The sequence below is a fragment of the Burkholderia arboris genome (assembly GCF_038723655.1).
Classification (GTDB): domain Bacteria; phylum Pseudomonadota; class Gammaproteobacteria; order Burkholderiales; family Burkholderiaceae; genus Burkholderia; species Burkholderia arboris.
Genome location: NZ_CP109822.1, coordinates 700,015 through 720,495, shown reverse-complemented (window position 1 = coordinate 720,495; position 20,481 = coordinate 700,015). Strand labels below are relative to the sequence as shown.

Below are 20,481 nucleotides of genomic sequence, written 5' to 3'. Positions count from 1 at the left end.
GCGCCTAGACGAGCAGGTCTTCGTAGAACGCGCCGAACGGCCGCGTCGGGTGGGCGATCTGGATTTCGAGGATCCACAACCCGGCGGCCGGCGCGGCGTCGAAATCGCCGAGATTGCCAGCCTTGTAGATCGCGTGCGGGAAATCGCTGACGCGATGGCCCTTGATGTCGACGTTCAACCGGAAGCCGTGCGCGTCGGCGCGTTGCGCCGCGAACTCGTACAGCGCGATACCCGCGCAACCGGTGGTCCGCCAGTGATGCTCGACTTCACCGTAGATCACGCCTGCCGCACGCGCACAGGCATGCATGTCGGGATCGTCGCCGCATACGAACGTCGCGCCCGCATCGCCCTCGTGCTTCGCCCAGACGGCGCCGAGGTCGATGAAGAAGATGTCGTCCGCCGCAAGGACCGGGTCCGCCACCGAGCGCTCCTTGAACGTGCGCAACGTGTTTTCGCCGAAGCGGACGAGGACCGGATGCCAGATCCGGTCCATGCCGAGGTCCTTCAGCACGCTCAGCCCCAGCGCGTTGGCCTCCGATTCGTGCATGCCGGGCCGGACGCCCTTGGCGATCGCGTCGACGGCCTGCCATGTCATGGTTCTTGCATGCTGCATCGCGTCGAGCGAAAAGGCTTCGCCGACGGCTTCGCGTTGCGTCGAATTCAAGAGCGTGCTCCCGGGCAATGAATGTGGGCGGATCGAGTGTCGCCTCGATATGCACAGGAGAATATATCGATTTTCGAACCGGTGCCGTGTCGCGTTTCGTCGCGCGCTACAGCAATACGGGCGCTCCCGAGAGAGCGCCCGCCCGTGGGTCATGCGTCGATCAGAACTTGTGACGCAGGCCGATGCGCGTGACGAACTGCGTGTTCGCACCCGCGTTGCCGATGAACGACCCCGACGAGCCGATCTCTGCCTGGACCGGCACCGCGCGGCCGTTGATCGTGTTGCTGCCCGACGCCTTCTGGTAGGCCGCGCTCACGTACACGTCCGTGCGCTTCGACAGCGCGTAGTCGACCGCGGCGTTGACCTGGTGCCACTTGCCGTCAAAGCGGCCGTCGAGCTTCGAGAACGTGTAGCCGAGACCGCCGCTCAGGGCCGGCGTGAACGCATAGCGGCCACCGATTTCATAATTGTTCAGCTTCGACGACTCGCCCGACAGCGGCGTGAACTTCGTATGCGTCCAGTTCGCCCACACGAGCGCCGCCGCGATCGCATAGCGCGCGCCGACACCGACCGTCTCGAGATCGCGCAGCCCGAGCGTGTTGATGTTCGCGATGCTCACGCCGAACGCGGGCGTCGCGCCGTTCGGAAAGCGGATGTTCGTGTACGCGGCGCCGATGCCGAACGGCCCTTGCACGTAGTTCGCGCCGAAGCTGTACGCGCTCGACGAACCCTGCGAACCGTTCGCGCCGGTCGTGGTCGGCGTGCCCGCGAACTGCGTCGAGTTCGAGAAACCGTACATCGCGCCGAACGTGAGGCCCGCGAAGTTCGCGCTCTGGAACTTCACCGCGTTGTTGATGCGGCTCGACGTGAGCTGGTCGAGATCGTTGATGTGATACGCGTAGTTGCCGGCCGGCGTCTGGCTGCCCATCGTGTAGTTCGCACCGATGTAGTCGGTCGAGAACGAGTACTGGCGGCCGAACGTCAGCGACCCGATCCCGTTCTTCGACAGGCCGACGAACGCCTGCCGGCCGAACAGTGCGCCGCCCTGGCCGATCGTGCCGTCGCCGCTGCTGAAGCCGTTCTCCAGCACGAACAGCGCCTTCAGCCCGCCACCGAGATCCTCGGTGCCGCGGATGCCCCAGCGGCTGCCCGATGCCACGCCGTCGCCGTACTTGACGAGCTTGTCGTGCCCGCCCGTCGTCGCGACCTTGTTCGAATACGTGATACCCGCATCGATCAACCCGTAGAGCGTGACGCTGCTTTGCGCATGCGCGGCCGTGCCGAACATCCCGAGTGCGGCCGCGGCCACGATGGTCTTCTTCATGTTGCTTCCTTTTGTTGTGGACGCACGCGCCTGCGTCGCAGCGAAACGCGCGGCGTCTTGACGAAAAACCGTATGACGGACGAACGCAAGCCCGCTCACCGACGGAACGCCGGACGCGCCCATGCCTCATGCGTGCGCACGATGTTCCGATTCGATGCCAGTGTGGGCTTGCGGAAGCGGCATGCCGAAGGGCGGCCGCTCGTGTTGCAGCGTCGGGAAGCGTGCGCACCGGTTGCGCGTGCCGTGACGACGCGTTGCTCCGGCGATGCAGGTCAGAATCTCTTCCGGCTTTCGTGGAGCGGGTGGACGACGTGACGCCTGACGGCATCACGACCTTCGATATATTTTTCGGAATATATCGAGTTGTCACCAAACGGTAAACAATTATTCGGGTTCCTGTCGTCTTTCATCCACAGGCGACCGCGGGCGAACCGGAAGCGGCGACGGGCTGCGCGGCGGCCGTCATCGCATCGCGTCGCACCGGGCCGGCGCCGAATTCCAGCATAATCAGGCGTTTGATCGCGCACCCCAGCCCGCGCACGTATGCCGCAAACGTGTGCGCGGTCGTCGGGTTCACGGCTCGCGTGCCTTCGACCGCCGGAAACGCCGCCGGTCTGTGCCGGTTTCGCGCGCGGCGAATTGTGCAGGTGCAGAAAACGAAGAAAGACAATCGATGCGAATCGGCATGCCTCACGGCGCCGGCGATCGCGTCACGGACAGAACCACACCCTCCCGCGAAGACAGGACACCGACATATGGACCGAGCCGAACACATCAGCATCGAACCGGCGCTCGCGCTTGCCGCAGACGAACTGGACGGATGCGATTTCTCGTTCGACATCGCATGGGAATTGAACGCGCCGTATCAGGACTTGCTCGATCTTCGCGCGCTGCCGGTGCGACGCAAGGACTACGGCTTCGATCCGGCCGGCTGGGCGGACGAGGCGTCGGGCAAAACGGCGCTCTTTCGCGCGACGGCCGGCGAGCGGCTCGCCGGGTTCGTCGCGATCGAGGAGAGCTGGAACGGGATGGCCGAGATCGCGGAGCTGGCCGTCGACCGGGATCATCGACGCCTCGGTATCGGACAATTCCTGCTGGCAGCAGCGGAAGCCTGGGCGCGCAATCACGGGTTCGGCTTCATCCGGCTGGAAACGCAGGCGAACAACGTCGCGGCCTGCTCGACGTATGCGCGTGCCGGCTTCGCGCTCGGCGGCCACGACCGCTTCCTGTATGCCGATGGCGAGAATGCCGGGGAAGTCGCCCTCTTCTGGTACAAGGACCTGCGCGACGGGCAGACCGCACGGAGCCGCACGGTCGATCCGGCATCGGTGCCGCCGGTGCGTTGACGCACCGCCGCCACCCGTCACGTCGTTGCCGCGTTACTTCCGCGTCGCCACGATGAACAGGCGCGGAAACGGCAGCAGCACGGTGCCGTCGTCCTGCACCGGATAACCGCCCGGCCCGGCGAGCGCGTCGCGATAGCGCGCGAGGAATGCGCGCTGTCCGGCGTCGTCGAGCGCCGCGAGATACGGCCGCAACGCGCTGCCCTTGAACCATTCGACAATCGCATCGGCGCCACCGCGCAGCGCGTGGTAATAGGTCGTGCGCCACACGTCCACGCGCGAACACAGCGGCGACAGCAGCGCGTAGTAGTACCGCGCATCGAACCGCTCGGTACGCGCCGCACCTTTCAGCCGGTCGGCCCACGGCCCGGCCGCGGCGACCTCGCGCATCAGCCGGTGCGCCGGTTCGTCGAGGTTGTCGGGCATCTGCACCGCCAGATGGCCGCCCGGCGCAAGCCGGCCGACGAGCGCCGGGAACAGCGTGTCGTGCACGGGCACCCATTGCAGCACCGCGTTCGACAGGATCAGGTCATAGCCGCCCGGATCGTCCCACGTGGCCACGTCGGCGATATCGAAACGCAATGCGGGCAGACGCTTGCGTGCGGCCGCGATCATGTCCGCCGACGCATCGATCCCGTGGATCGTCGCGTCGGGCGCACGGGCAATCAGCGCTTCCGTCGAGTTGCCGGGCCCGCAGCCGATATCGATCGCGGTGTGGATCGGCGTCTTCGGCACGGCGGCCAGCAAATCGCGCACCGGCCGCGTGCGTTCGTCTTCGAACTGTACATACTGGTTCGCGTATTGATCGAGTGGGGTCGTCACGCTATTTCTCCTGGTCGGCTTGGGCGGCCGCGGCGCATCCGGGTACGGGATGCATGGGGCCGCCGATGCAGCGCATTCTGCGACTGCCGCCAACCTTCAGTAAAATGAATTTAATATCGTGATTGATTCAAGATTCTGATGAAGATCGATACGCTCGGTGTCCAGGCCTTCGTCGCAATCGCCGACGGCGGCAGCTTCCGGCAGGCAGCCGATACGCTGCACGTCACGCAAACGGCGATCACGCAGCGGCTGCGCAAGCTCGAATCGTATCTCGGCGTCGCACTGGTCGAGCGCACGACGCGCCGCACCACGCTGACCGAGATCGGCCGGCGTTTCCTGCCGCAGGCGCGCCGGCTGCTGAACGAGCTGTCCGACGCGCTGACCGAAATCCGCGAGACGGGCCTGAGCCAGCGCGGCGACGTCACGATTGCATGCGTGCCGACGGTCGGCGTGCAGTATCTGCCGCGCATCCTGCGCGCGTTCTCCGGGCACCGTCCGCACGATCGCGTGAAGATCCTCGATCACGCATCGGCGTCGGTGCTGCAGGCCGTGCTGCGGCGCGAGGCCGAATTCGGCATCAGCATCGCCGGCGACCAGCACCCCGAACTCGTCAGCGTGCCGCTCACGCACGATCCCTATGTGCTCGTGTGCCGCGACGATCATCCGCTCGCGAAGCGGCGGCGCATCCGCTGGGCGGCATTGCAGCCGCATCCGCTGATCTTCGCCGGCGAAGTGAGCGGCAATCGCGGGCTGCTCGAAGGCGCGCTGAAGACGAGCGGCGTGTCGTTGCATTCGTTCTACGAGGTGCAGCGCAGCTCGACGGCGCTCGGGCTCGTCGCGGAAGGGCTCGGCGCGGCCGTCGTGCCGAAGCTCGCGATCCAGAAGAATGCGTATCCGATGATCCGCACGATCGAGCTCGTCGAGCCGTCGGTGTCGCGCACGCTCGTGCTCGTCACGCGCAAGAACGCGCAACTGTCGCCCGCGGCGTGCGCGCTTTACGACATGATCGTCGCGCGTGCGACACCCTGTCCATAGTGTCAGTAGCGCGTCACGAAGCAGCGCCTTAGGGTTAGTATCGGCACATGCGGCTGCCACGAACGGCGCCTACCCGGCGCCGCACGCGTGATGCCGCCGCTGCAACGGCCGTTCCTCACCCCTCTGCACGGAGCACTGCATGGCCTATCGCAACTACCACAAGCGCAAGATTGCAGACCGGGAACTCCATCCCGAAACCCAGATGATGTCCTACGGCTACGATCCGTTCCTGTCGGAAGGATCGGTGAAGCCGCCCGTGTTCCTCACGTCCACGTTCGCGTTCCGCACGGCCGAGGATGGCGCCGAGTTCTTCGACGTCGTGGCCGGGCGCAAGCCGTCACCGGAAGGCGAAGGCGCGGGCCTCGTCTACAGCCGCTTCAATCACCCGAACCTGGAGATCGTCGAGGACCGCCTCGCGCTGCTCGACGATTCCGAAGCCGCCGTCGTCACGTCGAGCGGCATGTCCGCAATCGCCGCGATCCTGCTGACGTTCCTGCGGCCGGGCGACTGTGTCGTCCAGTCCGTGCCGCTGTACGGCGGTACCGAGACATTGATCTCGAAGTTCCTGCCCGAGTGGGGCATTCGCTCCGAAGCGATCGCCGACGGGCTGTCCACCAGCGCGATCCGCGCCGCGCTCGAAGCGGCCGCGCAAAAGGGCAACGTGCGGATGTGCTACATCGAGACGCCCGCCAACCCGACCAACGCGCTGTTCGATCTCGAAGGGCTGCGCCGCGAAATCGACGCGTTCGAGGCGCGCCACGGCTATCGCCCGCTGTCGGTCTGCGACAACACGCTGCTCGGGCCGCTGTACCAGAAACCATCGCGGCAAGGCATCGACCTGAGCGTGTACTCGCTGACGAAATACATCGGCGGGCATAGCGACCTCGTCGCCGGCGGCGTCACGGGCGCCCGCGACCTGATCACGAAAATCCGTTCGGTCCGCAGTACGCTCGGCTCGCAGCTCGACCCGCATTCGTCGTGGATGATCACGCGCTCGATGGAAACGCTCGTGCTGCGCATGCAGCAGGCCGCACGCAGCGGCAGCGCCGTCGCCCGCTGGCTCGCCGGCAATCCGCATCGGCCGGTGCGCGTGCTGCACCCCGAGCTGATCGACGATCTGGCCTACCAGGCCGTCTATCAGCGCCAGTGCAGCGGGCCCGGCTCGACGTTCGCCTTCATCCTCGACGGCGGCCGCGAGCAGGCGTTCCGGTTCATCAACCACCTGACGCTCTTCAAGTCGGCGGTCAGTCTCGGCGGTACGGAATCGCTGATCTGCCATCCGGCGTCGACGACGCATTCGGGCGTGCCGGCCGATGCGCGTGCCGCGGCGGGCGTATCGGAAGGGTTGATTCGCGTGTCGGTCGGGCTCGAACATCCGGATGACCTGATCGCCGACCTGTCGTACGCGCTGGAGCATTGCTGACGCAGGCGGCCGGTGCTCGATAGCGGTTCGCACGGAAGGCGCGCCGGTCGGTGCGGCAGGCAATCTGCAACGCCTGCTGCGCCGGCATGCCGGCGTTCGAGTGGCAGCGTCGCGTTGGCACAAGGCATCGCACCATGAGCACCACGCGGCATCGATACCGGGTCACGGATCGTCAAGACGCGTTGTTCGCGACGACGACGATCGCGCATCTTCCGGGGCCGGTTCGTCGATCCGGTCCGTCTTCCCGGCTAGGTCCGGAAGGCGATCGCCGCGAAAATCCGGCCGCGAGAAGCGAGCCGGTGGCAGCGATTCACAGTACCTTCACCATGAATACGCGCGATGTCCCTTCCGGCTCGCACGGCACTTCGCCGAACGTCTCGTAACCCTGCTTCCGGTAGAAGTCCGGCGCCTGGAACGAGATCGTGTACAGCACCGCGCGCGCACAACCGCGCCGCTTCGCTTCCGCTTCGGCCTCGCGCAGCAGCCGGCTGCCGAAGCCGCCGCCGCGCAGCGATTCGGGCAAATAGAACAGGTCGATGAAGAACAGGCCGAGCGATGTGCGGCCGGTGAGGCCGCCCAGAACCTCGCCGGTCGCGGGATCGGTTACGTAAACGTCGAGCGCGGCCGCGTCCGAGCGCCCCGTCATCGCATGGTTGAATTCGCCGAGCCGGCGGCTGATGAAGTCTCGGGCGGCCGGCTGCTCGGTGTCGGTCAGTCGGAGGGTGACGTCGGGATGGGCGGTCATCGGGCGAATGCGTGCGTGAAAGGGGCCGCCGGGCATGCAGCAACCGCGGCGGGCATCGCACGACTATAGCGCGTCGCCACGCGACGTGGCGACCGCGCCATTGCCGTGCGACATCGCGCCCCGCCACACGCTCACGCCGCCGCGAACGCCGCCTTCAGGTCGGCCATGCGGCGCCGCTCGCGCGCGATCATCATCCGGTTCACGACGATCACGCCGATCGTCACGGCCGTGATGAACAGCGTCGCCAGCGCGTTCATCTCCGGGTTCAGCCCCAGCCGCACGCGCGAGAACACCACCAGCGGCAACGTCGTCGACCCCGGCCCCGACAGGAACGCCGACAGCACCAGATCGTCGATCGACAGCGTGAACGACAGCAGCCACCCCGACAGCAGCGCCTGCGAGATCAGCGGCAGCGTCACCACGAAGAACACCTTCAGCGGCGTCGCACCCAGATCCAGCGCGGCCTCCTCCAGCGACTTGTTCATCTCCTTCACGCGCGACTGCACGATGATCGCCACGTACGACACGCACAGCATCACGTGACCGATCCAGATCGTCACCATCCCGCGACCCTTCGGCCAGCCGAACATCTGCTCCAGCGCCACGAACAGCAGCAGCAGCGAGATGCCCTGGATCACTTCCGGAATCACCAGCGGCGCGTTGATCATCCCCGTGTACAGCGTGAAGCCCTTGAAGCGGCCGAAGCGCGCGAGCACGAAGCCCGCCCACGTGCCGATCACGACCGACGCGGTCGCCGTCAGCAGGCCGATCTTCAGCGACAGCCACGCGGCCGTCAGCAGCTCGTCGTCCTCCAGCAGCGCCGCGTACCACTTCAGCGAGAAGCCCGACCACACCGTCACCAGCTTCGACTCGTTGAACGAGTACACGATCAGGCTGATGATCGGGATGTACAGGAACAGGAAGCCGAAGGCGAGAACGCCCGTCGACAGCGGTTTGCTCGGCTTGATCATTTCGCTTCCTCCAGTTCCTTGACCTGGTAGTACTGGAACAGCGCCATCGGCACCAGCAACAGCAGCACCATCGCGACCGTCACCGCGGACGCCATCGGCCAGTCCATGTTGTTGAAGAATTCATCCCACATCACCCGGCCGATCATCAGCGTGTCGGCGCCGCCGAGCAGCTCCGGAATCACGTACTCGCCCACCGCCGGGATGAACACCAGCAGGCTGCCGGCGATGATCCCGTTCTTCGACAGCGGCAGCGTGATCCGCGTGAACGCGACCCACGGCTTCGCGCCCAGGTCGTACGCGGCTTCGAGCAGCGTCAGGTCCATCTTCACCAGGTGCGCGTACAGCGGCATCACCATGAACGGCAGGTACGAATAGACCATCCCGATGTAGACGCCCGCATCGCTGTGGTACAGCCGCAGCGGCGTGTGGATGATGCCGAGCGCGATCAGCGTGTGGTTCAGCAGGCCGTCGTCCTTCAGGATGCCGATCCATGCGTACACGCGAATCAGGAACGACGTCCAGAACGGCAGCATCACGGCCATCATCAGCACGTTGCGGCGGTTCGGTTCCGAGCGCGCGATGTAGTACGCCATCGGGTAACCGATCAGCAGGCACAGCACCGTCGACACGGCGGCCATCTTCAGCGAGCTGAGGTAGGTCGCGATGTACAGGTCGTCCTGCAGCAGGAACGCGTAGTGCGACAGCTGCAGCGCGAAGTGCACGACGCCGTCCTTGATCTCGACGAGCGACGTGTACGGCGGAATGCCCATCACCTGGTCGGCGAAGCTGATCTTCAGCACCAGCACGAACGGCAGCGCGAAGAACACGGCAAGCCACAGGAACGGCACGCCGATCGCGACGCTGCGGCCCGACGGCAGGAAGCGCGACAGCGCGGCGAAGCGGCCCGGGCGGGCGCGGCCGGCGCCCGTACTCGCGGCGCCGGACGACACCGGCGCGGAAGGCGTGGAAGCAGAGGTTCTCATCGTGTCGTCCTCACTGCGTCAGCACGACGCCGCTGGCCGGCGACCACGACACGAACACGTCGTCGTTCCACGCCGGCGCGTTGTCGCTCATCAGGTGCGAGCTCGACAGGTTCGACACGACCGTCTTGCCGCTCGGCAGCCGCACGTGGTACAGCGAGTAGCTGCCCATGTACGCGATATCGGTCACGACGCCGCGCGCCCAGTTGTGCTTCGAACCCGGCTTCTCGCGCGACACGTGCACGCGTTCCGGGCGCACCGAGATGCCGACCGGCATCCCGAGCGGGCCGGTGACGCCGTGGCTCACGACCATGCGCGCTTCGAGGTCGTCGCTCTCGACGAAGATGTGGTCGGGCTCGTCCTCGACGACGCGGCCTTCGAACAGGTTGGTCGAGCCGATGAATTCGGCCGAGAAGCGGCTGTTCGGAAACTCGTACACCTCGCCCGGCGCGCCGATCTGCACGATCTTGCCTTCGCTCATCACCGCGAGGCGGCTGGCCATCGTCATCGCCTCTTCCTGGTCGTGCGTGACCATCACGCAGGTCACGTCGACCTTCTCGATGATGTTCACGAGTTCGAGCTGGGTCTTCTGGCGGATCTTCTTGTCGAGCGCGGACATCGGCTCGTCGAGCAGCAGCAGCTTCGGGCGCTTGACCAGCGAGCGGGCCAGCGCGACGCGCTGCTGCTGGCCGCCGGACAGCTGATGCGGCTTGCGCTGCGCGTACTTGCTCATCTGCACGAGCGCGAGCGCATCGGCCACGCGCTCCTTGATCTCATGCTTCGGCGTGCCTTCCTGCTTCAGGCCGAACGCGACGTTCGATTCGACCGTCATGTGCGGGAACAGCGCGTACGACTGGAACATCATGTTCACCGGGCGGCGGTACGGCGGCAGCGACGCGAGGTCCTCGCCGTCGACGAAGATCTTGCCGGAGGTGGCCGTTTCCAGCCCGGCGAGCATGCGCAGAAGCGTGGACTTGCCGCAGCCGGAGCTGCCGAGCAGCGCGAACAGTTCGTTCTTCGCGATCGTCAGGTTCACGTTGTCGACGGCCGTGCTGTCGCCGAACTTCTTCACGACGTTTTCGATGCGCACGAAGGCGTCGTTCGGCTTGAGCTGATCGATCGTCGCTCGAAGCGCTGCATCAGGTGTACTGAATGAATCCCGTTTCATGATGGTCCGTGTTGGGCAGGTAAGCGAATCTCGGGCGTCAGGCGCGACCGGTCGGACGCGCGCGCGGTGTCGGTGGAGCGGAATCGAACGACTCCCCGTCCGGAACGAATGGCGCAACGAAACAGGGCTGGGGGAAAGGCACGGCGATCGGCAGCCATTCGCGTCGGCCGGCATCGGCCGGCGCGCTGGCTGTCATGAACATTTCATTGGTTTTCATCGGGCTTTCCGCACGTTTCTGTCGTCTCCAGGGCGAATTTTTAAACGTGTCAAAAACCTTTTGGATCGCGGATTTCCGTTCCGGACATTGAACGGGATCGATGTTTGGGGAGGCGGGAAAACGGGGCGCGACACGGCGCCCGTGCAGCGGCGCGGGCACCCGGCAGATCGGGCGCCGCCGGGCGAAACGGAGGGTGGGGAAAACGAGCAGCCGGGGCGGCTGCCACGCGCGGCCGGTGCGCCGCGCGGGTGACGTCACTTCGCGTTCAGTTCCTGCCAGCGCCGGTACACGTCGATCGCACCGCTGTGCTTTTGCTGCACCATCGGCAACCGGCGTGCCTCGATCGGCTTTGCATATTCGGCATAGAACGTGTCGAGCTCGAAGTACTTGCGGTCGTCGCGGTAGAACGGCGCGTAATCCTCGCGCGTCGTGATGTAGATCACGCGCTTCGGGCTGCAGTAGTACAGCGAGCCGAGGCACATCGGGCACGGGCTCGCGAGGATGTAGATCTCGCAGTCGGTCAGGTGCTCGGTGCCGAGCTTGCGGCATGCGTCGCGCACCGCGAGGATCTCGGCGTGCGCGGTTGGGTCGCGGGTCTGCGCGACGAGGTTCGGGCTCTCCGCGACGATCTCGCCGTCGCGGACGATCACCGTCGCGAACGGGCGGCCGCCTTCTTCCACGTTCTTCATCGCGAGATCGATCGTGCGTTTCACAAAATCCATGGCGGTGTCCTCGTTGCAACGGAATCGCGGGAACGCGCGCCGGCCGGCAGCCGGCGCACGTCGGGCGGAACCTGTACGGCGCTGCTGCCGCGGCGCCGTGCGGGCGTCAGAACGGCTTGGTCGGCAGGTACTTGCCGTCGAGCGTGATCACCGCGCGCGAACCGCCTTCGGGATCGTCGACCTTCTTCACGTCGAGCCGGAAATTGATCGCGCTGATGATGCCGTCGCCGAACTTCTCGTGGACGAGCGCCTTCAGCGTCGTGCCGTACACCTGCAGCATTTCGTAGAAGCGGTAGATCGTCGGATCGGTCGGCACGCGATCGTCGATGCTGCCGCGCAGCGGGATCGTCTGCAGCAGCAGGACCGCATCGTCGTCGAGGCCGAGCTTGCCGGCGACGACGCGCGCCGCATCGGCCGGCAACGCATGCTGGCCGAGCAGCGCGGCCGTGACGAACGCTTCGCTCAGGCCCGTGCCTTCGGTGAGCTGCGCGAACGACAGGTTCTTGCGCGCCTTCGCGAGGACGACGGTTTCCGCAAGCGCGTGGCGGGCAGTCTGGCTGTGCTGGGACTGGATCATGGCAATTCCTCGTGGTGGGGTGGGAGCAATTCGGATTCAGGCCGCGACGGCGAGCGTCGCGGGAGTCGCGCGGACACCAGGGTGGTCCGCGAGGGACACGAACCGGCCGGTCGCGCCGTCATAGGCGTCGATACAGCCCGATTCGATGTCGTAGACCCAGCCGTGCAGCGCGAGACGCCCTTCTTCGAGCGCGAGCCGCACGGCAGGGTGCGTCTTCAGGTTGGCGAGTTGCGCGACGACGTTCTCGCGCACCATCGAGTCGATCCGCTCGCGTTCGCTGCGGTGCGTGCGCGCCTCGTTCACGACGCGCGCCGAATCGGCGTAGCGCAGCCAGTGGCCGACGGCCGGCATGTGGTCCATGCACTGGCACGTCGCGATCGCGGTCATCGCGCCGCAGTCGGAATGGCCGCAGATCACGACGTCGGTCACGCGCAGCGCGGCGACCGCATATTCGACGGACGCCGACACGCCGCCCGGCTCAGGGCCGTACGACGGCACGATGTTGCCGGCGTTGCGGATCACGAACAGGTCGCCCGGTTCGCGCTGCGTGACGAGTTCCGGCACGAGCCGGCTGTCCGAGCACGAGATGAACAGCGCACGCGGGTGCTGGCTGCGGGCGAGATCGCGGAACAATGCGGCGCGTTCCGGATAGGCGTCGCGCTGGAACTTCAGGAAGCCTTCAATGATGTCCTTCATCGCGTGTTCTCCGGGTCGGGTGGAATCGATGAAGGGCAGGTTACGCCGGACTTCCAATAACGTAAAAGACTGATTTATGATCAACCCGATAAGCACAACTTATAGGAACCGCCATGCTGCTGCGCCATATCCACTACTTCCTGGCCGTCGCCGAACACCGCAGCTTCACGCGTGCGGCCACCGCGCTGCATGTGTCGCAGCCCGCGCTGTCGCAGCAGATCCGGCAGCTCGAGGAGACGCTCGGTGCGCAACTATTCGACCGCACCGGGCGCGTCACGCGGCTGACGGACGCCGGCGACGTGTATTTCCGCTATGCGCGGCAGGCGCTGCACGATCTCGCGGAAGGCCGGCGCGCCATTCACGACGTGCAGGATCTGAGCCGCGGCTCGCTGCGGATCGCGGTCACGCCGACTTTCACGAGCTATCTCGTCGGGCCGCTCGTCGACGCGTTTTACGGGCGTTATCCGGACGTGACGCTGTCGGTGCGCGAGATGTCGCAGGAGCGTATCGAGACGCTGCTCGTCGACGACGAGCTCGATGTCGGCATCGCATTCGAGGACGTGCAGTCGGCGGATATCGAAGTGGAGACGTTGCTGGTCGAAACGCTCGCGCTCGTCGTGAACCGTCGGCACGCGCTCGCGGGAAAGCGCAAGGCCGGCCTGCGCGCGCTGCACGATGCGCCGCTCGTGCTGCTCACGGCCGAGTTCGCGACACGCACGCAGATCGATCGCTATTTCCGCGAGCACGACGTGCAGCCCCGCGTGCTGATGGAAGCGAATTCGCTGGGTGCGGTGATCGAGATCGTGCGCCGCACGAACCTCGCGACGCTGCTGCCCGCGACGATCGCGACGGGGCACGACGATCTCGTCGCCGTCGCGCTCGATCCGGCCGTCCTGAAGCGCACGGCCGTGCTGCTGCAGCGCAAGGGCGCGTACCGCAGCGCGGCCGCGCGCGCGTTCGTCGAGCTGGCGCTGGCACTGGGAAAGGGAAAGGAAAAACCGGAAGGCGATTCACGCCCGGCGAGCCGGAAGGCAGCCGGGTAATGCAGGCCGCGGCGCCGGATCGAACCGGCGCGGCAAACCGCGTCAGTTGTAGCCGAGAATCGCCACCGCCGCGACGTCCGGCCGATCGAGCGTATTCCCGACGAGCGACGTCATCGGTTCCTGCAGCACGGCCTGATACGACGTCACGCGCGCCGCTTCCGGCACGCCGGCATCGTCCGATGCCGGTTCGTCGAACGCGGCATCGAAACCGCTATGAAACCCTGCTTGATTCTGCGAAAAAGTCATCTCCACTCCTTTACCTGATCATGTTTTAGATGTTCTAACCGACCTGCTTCAACGCTGCCGCATGCACTGTCGTGCCGTCGTGCGCCGCCTCCGATCGCGCCAGCTGCGCACGCGTTCGCCGCGTGATGTGAATCACCGCGAACACGACCGGCGCGATCAGCAGGCCTTCCGCCAGTTCGGGGTCGACCGGCAGGTTCATCACGTGCAGCGCCTTGAACGCTGCCGTGGCAAGCGATAGCACGTAGTACGAAATGGCAGCCACCGACAGCCCCTCGACCGCATGTTGCAGATGCAGCTGGTTACGCGCGGTGCGCTCCATGCCCGCCAGCAGGCGTGTCACGTCCTTTTCCTGCGCGAGGTTCACACGCGTGCGCAGCAGGTCGACCGCCCGCGCGATCCGTGCGGCGATCTGTTCGTGGCGCGCCCATACGCTGCGACAGGTTTCCATCGCCGGCGCGAAGCGCCGCTCCATGAATTCGGCGATCGTCGGCATCCCTTCGATGCGTTCCTCGCGCAACTCGTGGATGCGCGCCAGCACGAGCTTTTCGTACGCACGCGACGCACTGAAGCGCGCGCCCGATCCCGACAGCGATTCGACCCGTACCGCGAGATGCGTGAGCTTGACGAGCAGCGCCGTGTCGTCGCCGTCGGCACCGCTCGCGTCCATCCGCTGCATCAATGCGTGCAGCGCCGCGTGGATCTCGTCGAGCTCGCGGCTCATCCGGCGCGCGACGGGCAACGCCAGCAGCGCCATCATCCGGTACGTTTCGATTTCATACAGGCGCTGCAGCAGGCGGCCGCCCTGCTCCTCGCGGAAATCCTCGTCGACGACGAGAAAGCGCATGAAGCCGTCGTCGCGCACATGCCAGTCGCAGAACACCTTGCCGCCGCCGAGCACGCTGCTGCCGACGAGCGCGGGCCCGTCGATCCAGCGGCGCAGGTCGCCGCAGACGAGCCGCGCGGCGTCGCCCGTCAGCAGTTCCATGCGCACCGCGACGAAACGGATGCCGGCGAGCCGCGCGAACCACGCGGCCGGAATGCCTTCGATCGCGAGATCGTCGAAATAGCCGGTGTCGCGACGCGGCGCGACGAACGTGAAGGTCGAGAATTCGGTGTGGCGCTCCCACTTCAGGTGCCAGCCGCTCGGCGACTGCACCGCGTAGTGCGTCGCGCCGTCGTGCGGCGCGGCAATGCCGGTATCGCGGCACAGCGCGTGCAGCAGCGTTTCGTGGATGTCGGGCTGGCCGTCCGCGTAGATCGCGTAATGCGTGAGCGACACGGCTTCGGCGAGCCGCAGGAACGGCCGGGCATGCAATTCCGCGGCCAGGGCGGCGCGCAACGGATGGTCCATCATCGATACACCACGCTTCCTTGTTCAGTCCTGCACGCCGGCTCGGCCGGCCCGTTCGCCGCGCCACCCTCGGGGGAAACGCCAGCGTGATCGCACTATGGCAGACACACAGCAACAATAAAAACGCATAATGCTGATCGTTACGTTCAGTTTTCCTGATACCGATGAAGATGCTCGATCACGACGTGCTGACCACCGTCGTCGCCGTCGCGGAGACCGGCAACATGACGCGCGCCGCCGAGGCCGTGAACCGCTCGCAGTCGGCCGTGAGCATGCAGATCAAGAGCCTGGAAGACGCGATCGGCCGGCCCTTGTTCGTGCGCAAGCCGCGCAGCATCGTGCTGACGCGCGAGGGCGAGGTGCTGCTGGGATTCGCCAGACGAATGCTGGCGCTGCGCGACGAGGCATGGGCGGCCGTGGTACGGCCGGAAGTGACCGGCAAGGTCGTGATCGGCGTGCCGGACGACTATGCGTCGTCGCTGCTGCCTTCCGTCCTGAAGAAGTTTTCGGCGACCTACCCGAAGGTCGAGATCCAGGTGATCGGGCTGCCGAGTAGCGCGCTCGCGCCGTTGATCAAGGACGGCACCGTCGATCTCGTGTGCGGCACGCGCATCAAGGGGCTGACCGGCGATTTCATCCGCCACGAGCCGATGGCGTGGGCCGCGATGACGAACGGGCCGCGCGTCTGGGAAGAACGGCCGCTGCCGATCGCGGTGTTCATGCCGGGCAGCGTCGCGCGCGAGAATGCAATCCGCAGCCTCGAGCGCGCCAAGGTGCCATACCGCACCTCATATGAAAGCCCGAGCCTGCTCGGGCTGCTGAGCATGGTCGAGGCCGGCCTTGCGGTCGCGCCGCTCGCGCGCTGCGCGATTCCCGCGCAACTGTCGATGTTGGGCCGCTCGCACGGGTTGCCCGACCTGCCGCCGCTCGAACTGATCCTCGCACGCAGCACGAAATCGAAGCGGCCGCCGTGCGACTTTCTCGCGGAACAGCTGATGGAAGACCTGCAGCGGCAGACCGGGCAGGCCGGCGACGCATAGTCAGCGCGTCGCGCCGAACCCGGCCGCGCCCAGCGCCGCGTTGACGTGCGCGGCAACCGCATCGACGAGTGCCTCGAGCGTATCGGCGCGCACGTGCCGACATTCCGGCACCACGTGTTCGGTACGTTGCCAGCCCCATTGCGCGCCCGACGCGACCGACAGCGTCGCGCCGAACCGGTGGCCGTGGCGGCGGCCGAAGATGCTCACGCGCCGCTCGGCCACATATGCCTGCTCGGGCAGGCAGAGCCGGATCTCGACCGCCACCTGGCCGGGATCGTTGACGCGTGCGGCCGGGCTGACCGCCGCCCCGAACACCTTGCCGATCCGCCAGGCCACGCAGGTCTCCCAGGCATCTAGCGGCCCGCCGATCGCGTCGACCCGCTCGGTGTCGACCGACCACTGATGCCCGTCGGGCACGACGATCGCCTGATGCAGCAGCACTTCGGCCACGCGCACCGTCGTCACGAGCTGACGCGCGAGTTGCTGGCCCGACGGCAGCAACGCCGTCCGTACGCGACGGCTTGCCGGCCGCGCGACCTGCACTGCTTCCATGAGGTCCATGACCCCTCCATATTCAGGATCGGCGCCGCGCACGCGGTGTCGCGCGCCTGTCCGCCGCCTGCGGGCGGATAGCGCGGCAACCCGGCGGTCGGGCAGCGGATCGGATAAGCCATCGAGGAACGGGCAACAACCGCTCCCCGCTTCACCGTGCCTTCGGCCCGACGCGCAACCAGCGCGCGACCGGCCCGATCACCGCATCGGCCTGCTGCGCGATCAGCATGTGCAGCGTGAAATCCAGGTCTTCAGGCGCGATGTCGAAGTGCACGTGGATCACGTCGCGCACGGCACGCGCGCTGACGACATACACGCCGAGCGGGGAATGCAGCAGCGCCGCGAGCCGCGCGTGCGCGTGTTCGCCGGAATCGGCCGTCAAGGTGACGGGCAACTGCAGGCGCGGGCGCGGCGGCGGGAACGGAATGACGTTGTTGCGTGCGCCGGCGCGCAACTGGCGGCCGGCGACGTCGTAGGCGGGAACGGGATGAATGAAGGTCATGGAGCGGACGGAGGCCGTCTCGGCTGTTCGACACATCCCCAGCTTAGAAGAGACCGCATAAACGTCGTGCAAAAAAACGGGGCGCCGGCGCAAAAAACGGCACGGAGACGCGACACGTCACCGTGCGGCCGTCATGTGCGCGCCGCAGCCGCGCGCCACGGTTCGCGTCAGCCTTGCCTGCGCGTCGGTCGCCGCACTACGCGAACGCTTCGAGCGACGCGCGCCGCCGCTCGTCGACCATCGATTCGATCAGCGACACCAGATCGTCGGTCAGCGGATCGCAGATGCCCGGCGAGCGATGCAGTTCGAGATCGGCCGCCGGCAGCGGCGGCAGCCCGTCCGTCTCGTCGAGCACGCGCCAGTTCTCGGGCAGCGTGCAGCGGTCGATCATCGTCACGGCCGCGCCGTGGTTCACCGCGATCTTGATGCCGGTCGGGCTCTGGCTCGTATAGACGACGTGATACGGCCGCTCGGCCGTCGCGAGCGCCTGCAGCCCGCGCTGCCGGTAGCAGCACGTCTCCGGAAACAGCGCGAGCGGCACCGACGCCTGCGGGCCGAGCGCGAAATCCCGGTGCGCGGCCCACACGACCTCGTGACGGCCGAGCAGCCGTCCGCCCGCGTTCGGCCCGTGGCGCACGACGAGCGCGACGTCGAGCTCGCCGGCCTGCAGCCGTTCGAGCAGTTCGAGCGACGTGCGGCAATGCACGTGAAAGCGCGCGCCCGGCCGCATCGCATAGAACGACTTCAACAGATCGGGCAGCCACAGCTCCGCATAGTCCTCGGGCAGCCCGAAGCGCACGACGCCGCGATCGCTGCTCGCCTGCTTCAGCGCGAGGATCGCGTCGTTCTGCACCTGGATGATGCGGCGCGCATGGATCAGGAAATTCTCGCCGTCGCGTGACAGTTCGAGCCGCCGGCTGTTGCGCATGAACAGGTGCGTGTCGAGCCGCTCCTCGAGCGTGCGGATGCGCAGGCTGATCGTCGATTGCGTGCGATGCAGTTGCCGGGCCGCCGCGGTGAAGCCGCCGCTCTCGACCACGGCGACGAATGCGCGGATCAGTTCCGGATCGAGCGAACTGAGCTTCGACCAATCGGGCCTTTGAATGGCAGCCATCGGAATTACTCGCTTTCGAAAAAAGAAGGGAAGACGAAAGATAGGGCTCGGAGTACGCCGATTGTTGTCCGGATGCGCCCGGCCCTCCAACCCCTGCCCGGGTATGACAAACCCGGAGCCGGTTCGCGAATGCCCGCCCGCCGAGCCCGCCCCGCCCGCCGTCACGACACCGGCCGAGGCCCGCCCGGCGGGCGTCCGCGTGCCGACCTCAGGGCATTCCCGGAGACGACGAAAACTCATAGCCCGATCAGAAAACATCGATTCACCGGCCGCGCCGCGGCCCACCACAATCGCCTCACACCCAACCTCATCGACGAGACACCGCAATGACCGCATCTCAACCCAGGCAGCTTTACATCGGCGAAGGCTTCGAAGGCCCCGGCGTCAACCTCGCGCACATCAACGTGCTGGTCGGCCCGCGCAACGGCCCGGCGGGCCAGGCGTTCGCCACGGCCCTCGCGACGCCGTCGGCCGGCCATGCGCCGTTCGTCGTGATCGCGCAGCCGGGCGTGCCGACCAAGCCGCTCACGCTGTACGTCAACAAGGCGCAGATCGCCGGCGATTTCCACGGCAACGCCACGTGGGGCGCGTCGCAGGCCGGCATCGCGAAGGCCGTGGCCGAAGCGCTCGAGAACGGCACGCTGCCGCCCGAAGCGGAGAACGACTGGGTCGTCGTGTCGGCGAACTGGGTGAACCCGCAGACCGACGATCTCGATGCCGTGTTCGAGAACAACTATCGTGCGTGCCGCAACGCGATCGTCGCCGCGATGGAAGGGCTGCCGCATCGCGACGCGGTATTCGCCGCCGCGCGCGACGTGTCGAACCCGTTCTATACCCCGAAGAAAAACTGACGACGACAAGCGGCCGACACAAGGCCGCACCTGGAGGAAACATGGAATACGTCCGCCTCGGCCAGTCCGGCCTGAAGGTGTCCCGCCTGTGTCTCGGCACGATGAACATGGGCACCCCCGAATGGAAGCCCTGGATCTTCGACGAAGCGCAGAGCGAGCCGATCGTGCGCCGTGCGCTTGACGCCGGCGTCAACTTCATCGATCTCGCGGATTTCTATTCGACGGGCGTCGGCGAGGAAGTGGTCGGCCGCATCCTGAAGCGCAACGCGCGCCGCGAGGAGCTCGTCGTGACGACCAAGGTCGGCTACGACATGGGCAGCTATCCGAACGCGGGCGGCCATTCGCGCAAGCACGTGCTCGACGGAATCGACGCTTCGCTGAAGCGGCTCGGGATGGATTACGTCGACATCTTCATGCTGCACTTCTTCGACGTGAACACGCCCGTCGAGGAAACGATGAGCGCGCTGCACGACATCGTGCGCGCGGGCAAGGCGCGCTATATCGGCGTATCGACGATGTATACGTGGCAGTTCGCGAAGATCATGCAGGCCTGCGAACGAAACGGCTGGGACAAGCCGATCAACATGCAGCTGCAGTTGAACCTCGCGTATCGCGAGGAAGAGCGCGAGATGGTGCCGTACTGCATCGACCAGGGCGTCGGCGTGTCGGTGTTCAGCCCGCTCGCGCGCGGCCTGCTGACCTGCGAGCCGCAATCGACGCGTAACCAGACCGACTTCTTCACCGCGCAGATGTACGGCGATGCTTCATCGCTTGCGATCGCGGAATCGGTCGCGAAGGTCGCGAAGCGCCGCAGCGTACCGCCCGCGCAGATCGCGCAGGCGTGGGTGCTGAGCCGCCCCGGCATCGCGAGCATGCTGGTCGGCGCGGATTCCGTCGCGCAGTTCGACAGCGCGCTCGGCGCGCTCGAAACGCAACTCGCCGAAGAAGAACTGCACGAGCTGGAACGCAACTACACGCCGTGCGACCTGATCAACGACTACACGGCCGGCAAGCGCATCGCGCGCGCGTCGCGTCCGGCGCAGGGCAGTTTCGCGACGGACTGATGGGCCGAGGCTCCGAGGCACTGAAGGAACA

The 20,481-nt window shown here is 66.5% G+C and carries 24 protein-coding genes; 7 read left to right on the top strand and 17 right to left on the bottom strand.

The window, feature by feature from the left end:
* Positions 1-4: 4 nt before the first annotated feature.
* The 3 genes from OHZ10_RS20495 to OHZ10_RS20485 form a co-directional block, all read right to left on the bottom strand.
* On the bottom strand, positions 5-664 hold the full coding sequence (locus OHZ10_RS20495) for a M24 family metallopeptidase (protein WP_340625402.1): 660 nt from the start codon (positions 662-664) through the stop codon (positions 5-7).
* Positions 665-824: 160 nt separating this feature from the next.
* Entirely contained in the window at positions 825-1,988 is a 1,164-nt protein-coding gene (locus tag OHZ10_RS20490; protein ID WP_342705658.1) for a porin, read from the bottom strand.
* 406 nt (positions 1,989-2,394) lie between these two features.
* Positions 2,395-2,565, bottom strand: coding sequence for a hypothetical protein (locus OHZ10_RS20485; protein ID WP_342705657.1), 171 nt, complete (start codon positions 2,563-2,565; stop codon positions 2,395-2,397).
* Between the two features lie 178 nt (positions 2,566-2,743).
* Between OHZ10_RS20485 and OHZ10_RS20480 the strand changes: the two genes are divergently transcribed.
* Positions 2,744-3,334: a GNAT family N-acetyltransferase gene (locus tag OHZ10_RS20480; protein WP_174993308.1), complete on the top strand. Its 591-nt coding sequence runs from the start codon at positions 2,744-2,746 to the stop codon at positions 3,332-3,334.
* Positions 3,335-3,367: 33 nt separating this feature from the next.
* On the opposite strand, the gene tam is transcribed toward OHZ10_RS20480, so the two are convergent.
* Positions 3,368-4,153, bottom strand: a complete 786-nt coding sequence (tam, locus tag OHZ10_RS20475; protein WP_342705656.1) for a trans-aconitate 2-methyltransferase — start codon at positions 4,151-4,153, stop codon at positions 3,368-3,370.
* 138 nt (positions 4,154-4,291) lie between these two features.
* Here tam and OHZ10_RS20470 point away from each other — a divergent pair, with 138 nt between their 5' ends.
* Together OHZ10_RS20470 and OHZ10_RS20465 are read left to right on the top strand one after the other, a co-directional pair.
* Positions 4,292-5,188 carry a LysR family transcriptional regulator gene (locus tag OHZ10_RS20470; protein ID WP_256086854.1) on the top strand — a complete coding sequence of 299 codons (897 nt, stop codon included), beginning with the start codon at positions 4,292-4,294 and terminating at the stop codon, positions 5,186-5,188.
* Between the two features lie 139 nt (positions 5,189-5,327).
* Positions 5,328-6,611: a cystathionine gamma-synthase family protein gene (locus OHZ10_RS20465; RefSeq protein WP_059237802.1), complete on the top strand. Its 1,284-nt coding sequence runs from the start codon at positions 5,328-5,330 to the stop codon at positions 6,609-6,611.
* 310 nt (positions 6,612-6,921) lie between these two features.
* Here the strand turns inward: OHZ10_RS20465 and OHZ10_RS20460 are convergent, their stop codons facing one another.
* From OHZ10_RS20460 to OHZ10_RS20425, 8 genes are all read right to left on the bottom strand, one after another.
* Positions 6,922-7,356: a GNAT family N-acetyltransferase gene (locus OHZ10_RS20460; protein ID WP_059237803.1), complete on the bottom strand. Its 435-nt coding sequence runs from the start codon at positions 7,354-7,356 to the stop codon at positions 6,922-6,924.
* 131 nt (positions 7,357-7,487) lie between these two features.
* A complete protein-coding gene (locus OHZ10_RS20455) occupies positions 7,488-8,327 on the bottom strand; it encodes an ABC transporter permease subunit (protein WP_059232999.1) in 840 nt (279 codons plus the stop codon).
* Positions 8,324-9,310, bottom strand: a complete 987-nt coding sequence (locus tag OHZ10_RS20450) for an ABC transporter permease subunit (RefSeq protein WP_256085334.1) — start codon at positions 9,308-9,310, stop codon at positions 8,324-8,326. Before OHZ10_RS20450 ends, OHZ10_RS20455 begins: the two co-directional genes overlap by 4 nt.
* A gap of 10 nt (positions 9,311-9,320) precedes the next feature.
* Positions 9,321-10,475: an ABC transporter ATP-binding protein gene (locus OHZ10_RS20445; RefSeq protein ID WP_256086856.1), complete on the bottom strand. Its 1,155-nt coding sequence runs from the start codon at positions 10,473-10,475 to the stop codon at positions 9,321-9,323.
* A 37-nt stretch (positions 10,476-10,512) separates the two neighbouring features.
* On the bottom strand, positions 10,513-10,692 hold the full coding sequence (locus OHZ10_RS20440; RefSeq protein ID WP_340625403.1) for a hypothetical protein: 180 nt from the start codon (positions 10,690-10,692) through the stop codon (positions 10,513-10,515).
* A 254-nt stretch (positions 10,693-10,946) separates the two neighbouring features.
* Positions 10,947-11,414, bottom strand: a complete 468-nt coding sequence (locus OHZ10_RS20435) for a nucleoside deaminase (RefSeq protein ID WP_174992671.1) — start codon at positions 11,412-11,414, stop codon at positions 10,947-10,949.
* Between the two features lie 106 nt (positions 11,415-11,520).
* Complete coding sequence (gene cynS / locus OHZ10_RS20430; RefSeq protein ID WP_059237807.1) at positions 11,521-11,991, bottom strand: cyanase; 471 nt, start codon at positions 11,989-11,991, stop codon at positions 11,521-11,523.
* 36 nt (positions 11,992-12,027) lie between these two features.
* Entirely contained in the window at positions 12,028-12,687 is a 660-nt protein-coding gene (locus tag OHZ10_RS20425) for a carbonic anhydrase (RefSeq protein ID WP_059237808.1), read from the bottom strand.
* A gap of 113 nt (positions 12,688-12,800) precedes the next feature.
* On the opposite strand from OHZ10_RS20425, the gene cynR reads away from it, so the two are divergent.
* Positions 12,801-13,730: a transcriptional regulator CynR gene (cynR, locus tag OHZ10_RS20420; RefSeq protein ID WP_174992669.1), complete on the top strand. Its 930-nt coding sequence runs from the start codon at positions 12,801-12,803 to the stop codon at positions 13,728-13,730.
* A 42-nt stretch (positions 13,731-13,772) separates the two neighbouring features.
* Here cynR and OHZ10_RS20415 read toward each other — a convergent pair whose 3' ends face one another.
* Both OHZ10_RS20415 and OHZ10_RS20410 read right to left on the bottom strand, forming a co-directional pair.
* Complete coding sequence (locus tag OHZ10_RS20415) at positions 13,773-13,976, bottom strand: hypothetical protein (protein WP_059237810.1); 204 nt, start codon at positions 13,974-13,976, stop codon at positions 13,773-13,775.
* Between the two features lie 34 nt (positions 13,977-14,010).
* The gene (locus tag OHZ10_RS20410; protein WP_174992668.1) at positions 14,011-15,330 is read right to left on the bottom strand and encodes a DUF3422 family protein; all 1,320 of its coding nucleotides are present in this window, start codon (positions 15,328-15,330) and stop codon (positions 14,011-14,013) included.
* A 161-nt stretch (positions 15,331-15,491) separates the two neighbouring features.
* Between OHZ10_RS20410 and OHZ10_RS20405 the strand changes: the two genes are divergently transcribed.
* Complete coding sequence (locus tag OHZ10_RS20405; protein WP_059237812.1) at positions 15,492-16,367, top strand: LysR family transcriptional regulator; 876 nt, start codon at positions 15,492-15,494, stop codon at positions 16,365-16,367.
* Here OHZ10_RS20405 and OHZ10_RS20400 read toward each other — a convergent pair whose 3' ends face one another.
* The 3 genes from OHZ10_RS20400 to OHZ10_RS20390 form a co-directional block, all read right to left on the bottom strand.
* Positions 16,368-16,928, bottom strand: a complete 561-nt coding sequence (locus tag OHZ10_RS20400; RefSeq protein WP_342705655.1) for a hypothetical protein — start codon at positions 16,926-16,928, stop codon at positions 16,368-16,370.
* 142 nt (positions 16,929-17,070) lie between these two features.
* On the bottom strand, positions 17,071-17,421 hold the full coding sequence (locus OHZ10_RS20395; protein WP_256086862.1) for a hypothetical protein: 351 nt from the start codon (positions 17,419-17,421) through the stop codon (positions 17,071-17,073).
* A gap of 196 nt (positions 17,422-17,617) precedes the next feature.
* On the bottom strand, positions 17,618-18,535 hold the full coding sequence (locus OHZ10_RS20390; RefSeq protein ID WP_044848054.1) for a LysR family transcriptional regulator: 918 nt from the start codon (positions 18,533-18,535) through the stop codon (positions 17,618-17,620).
* A 326-nt stretch (positions 18,536-18,861) separates the two neighbouring features.
* Here OHZ10_RS20390 and fae point away from each other — a divergent pair, with 326 nt between their 5' ends.
* On the top strand, positions 18,862-19,386 hold the full coding sequence (gene fae / locus OHZ10_RS20385; protein WP_031397394.1) for a formaldehyde-activating enzyme: 525 nt from the start codon (positions 18,862-18,864) through the stop codon (positions 19,384-19,386).
* Between the two features lie 41 nt (positions 19,387-19,427).
* Positions 19,428-20,450, top strand: coding sequence for an aldo/keto reductase (locus OHZ10_RS20380; RefSeq protein WP_342705653.1), 1,023 nt, complete (start codon positions 19,428-19,430; stop codon positions 20,448-20,450).
* Positions 20,451-20,481 lie beyond the last annotated feature (31 nt).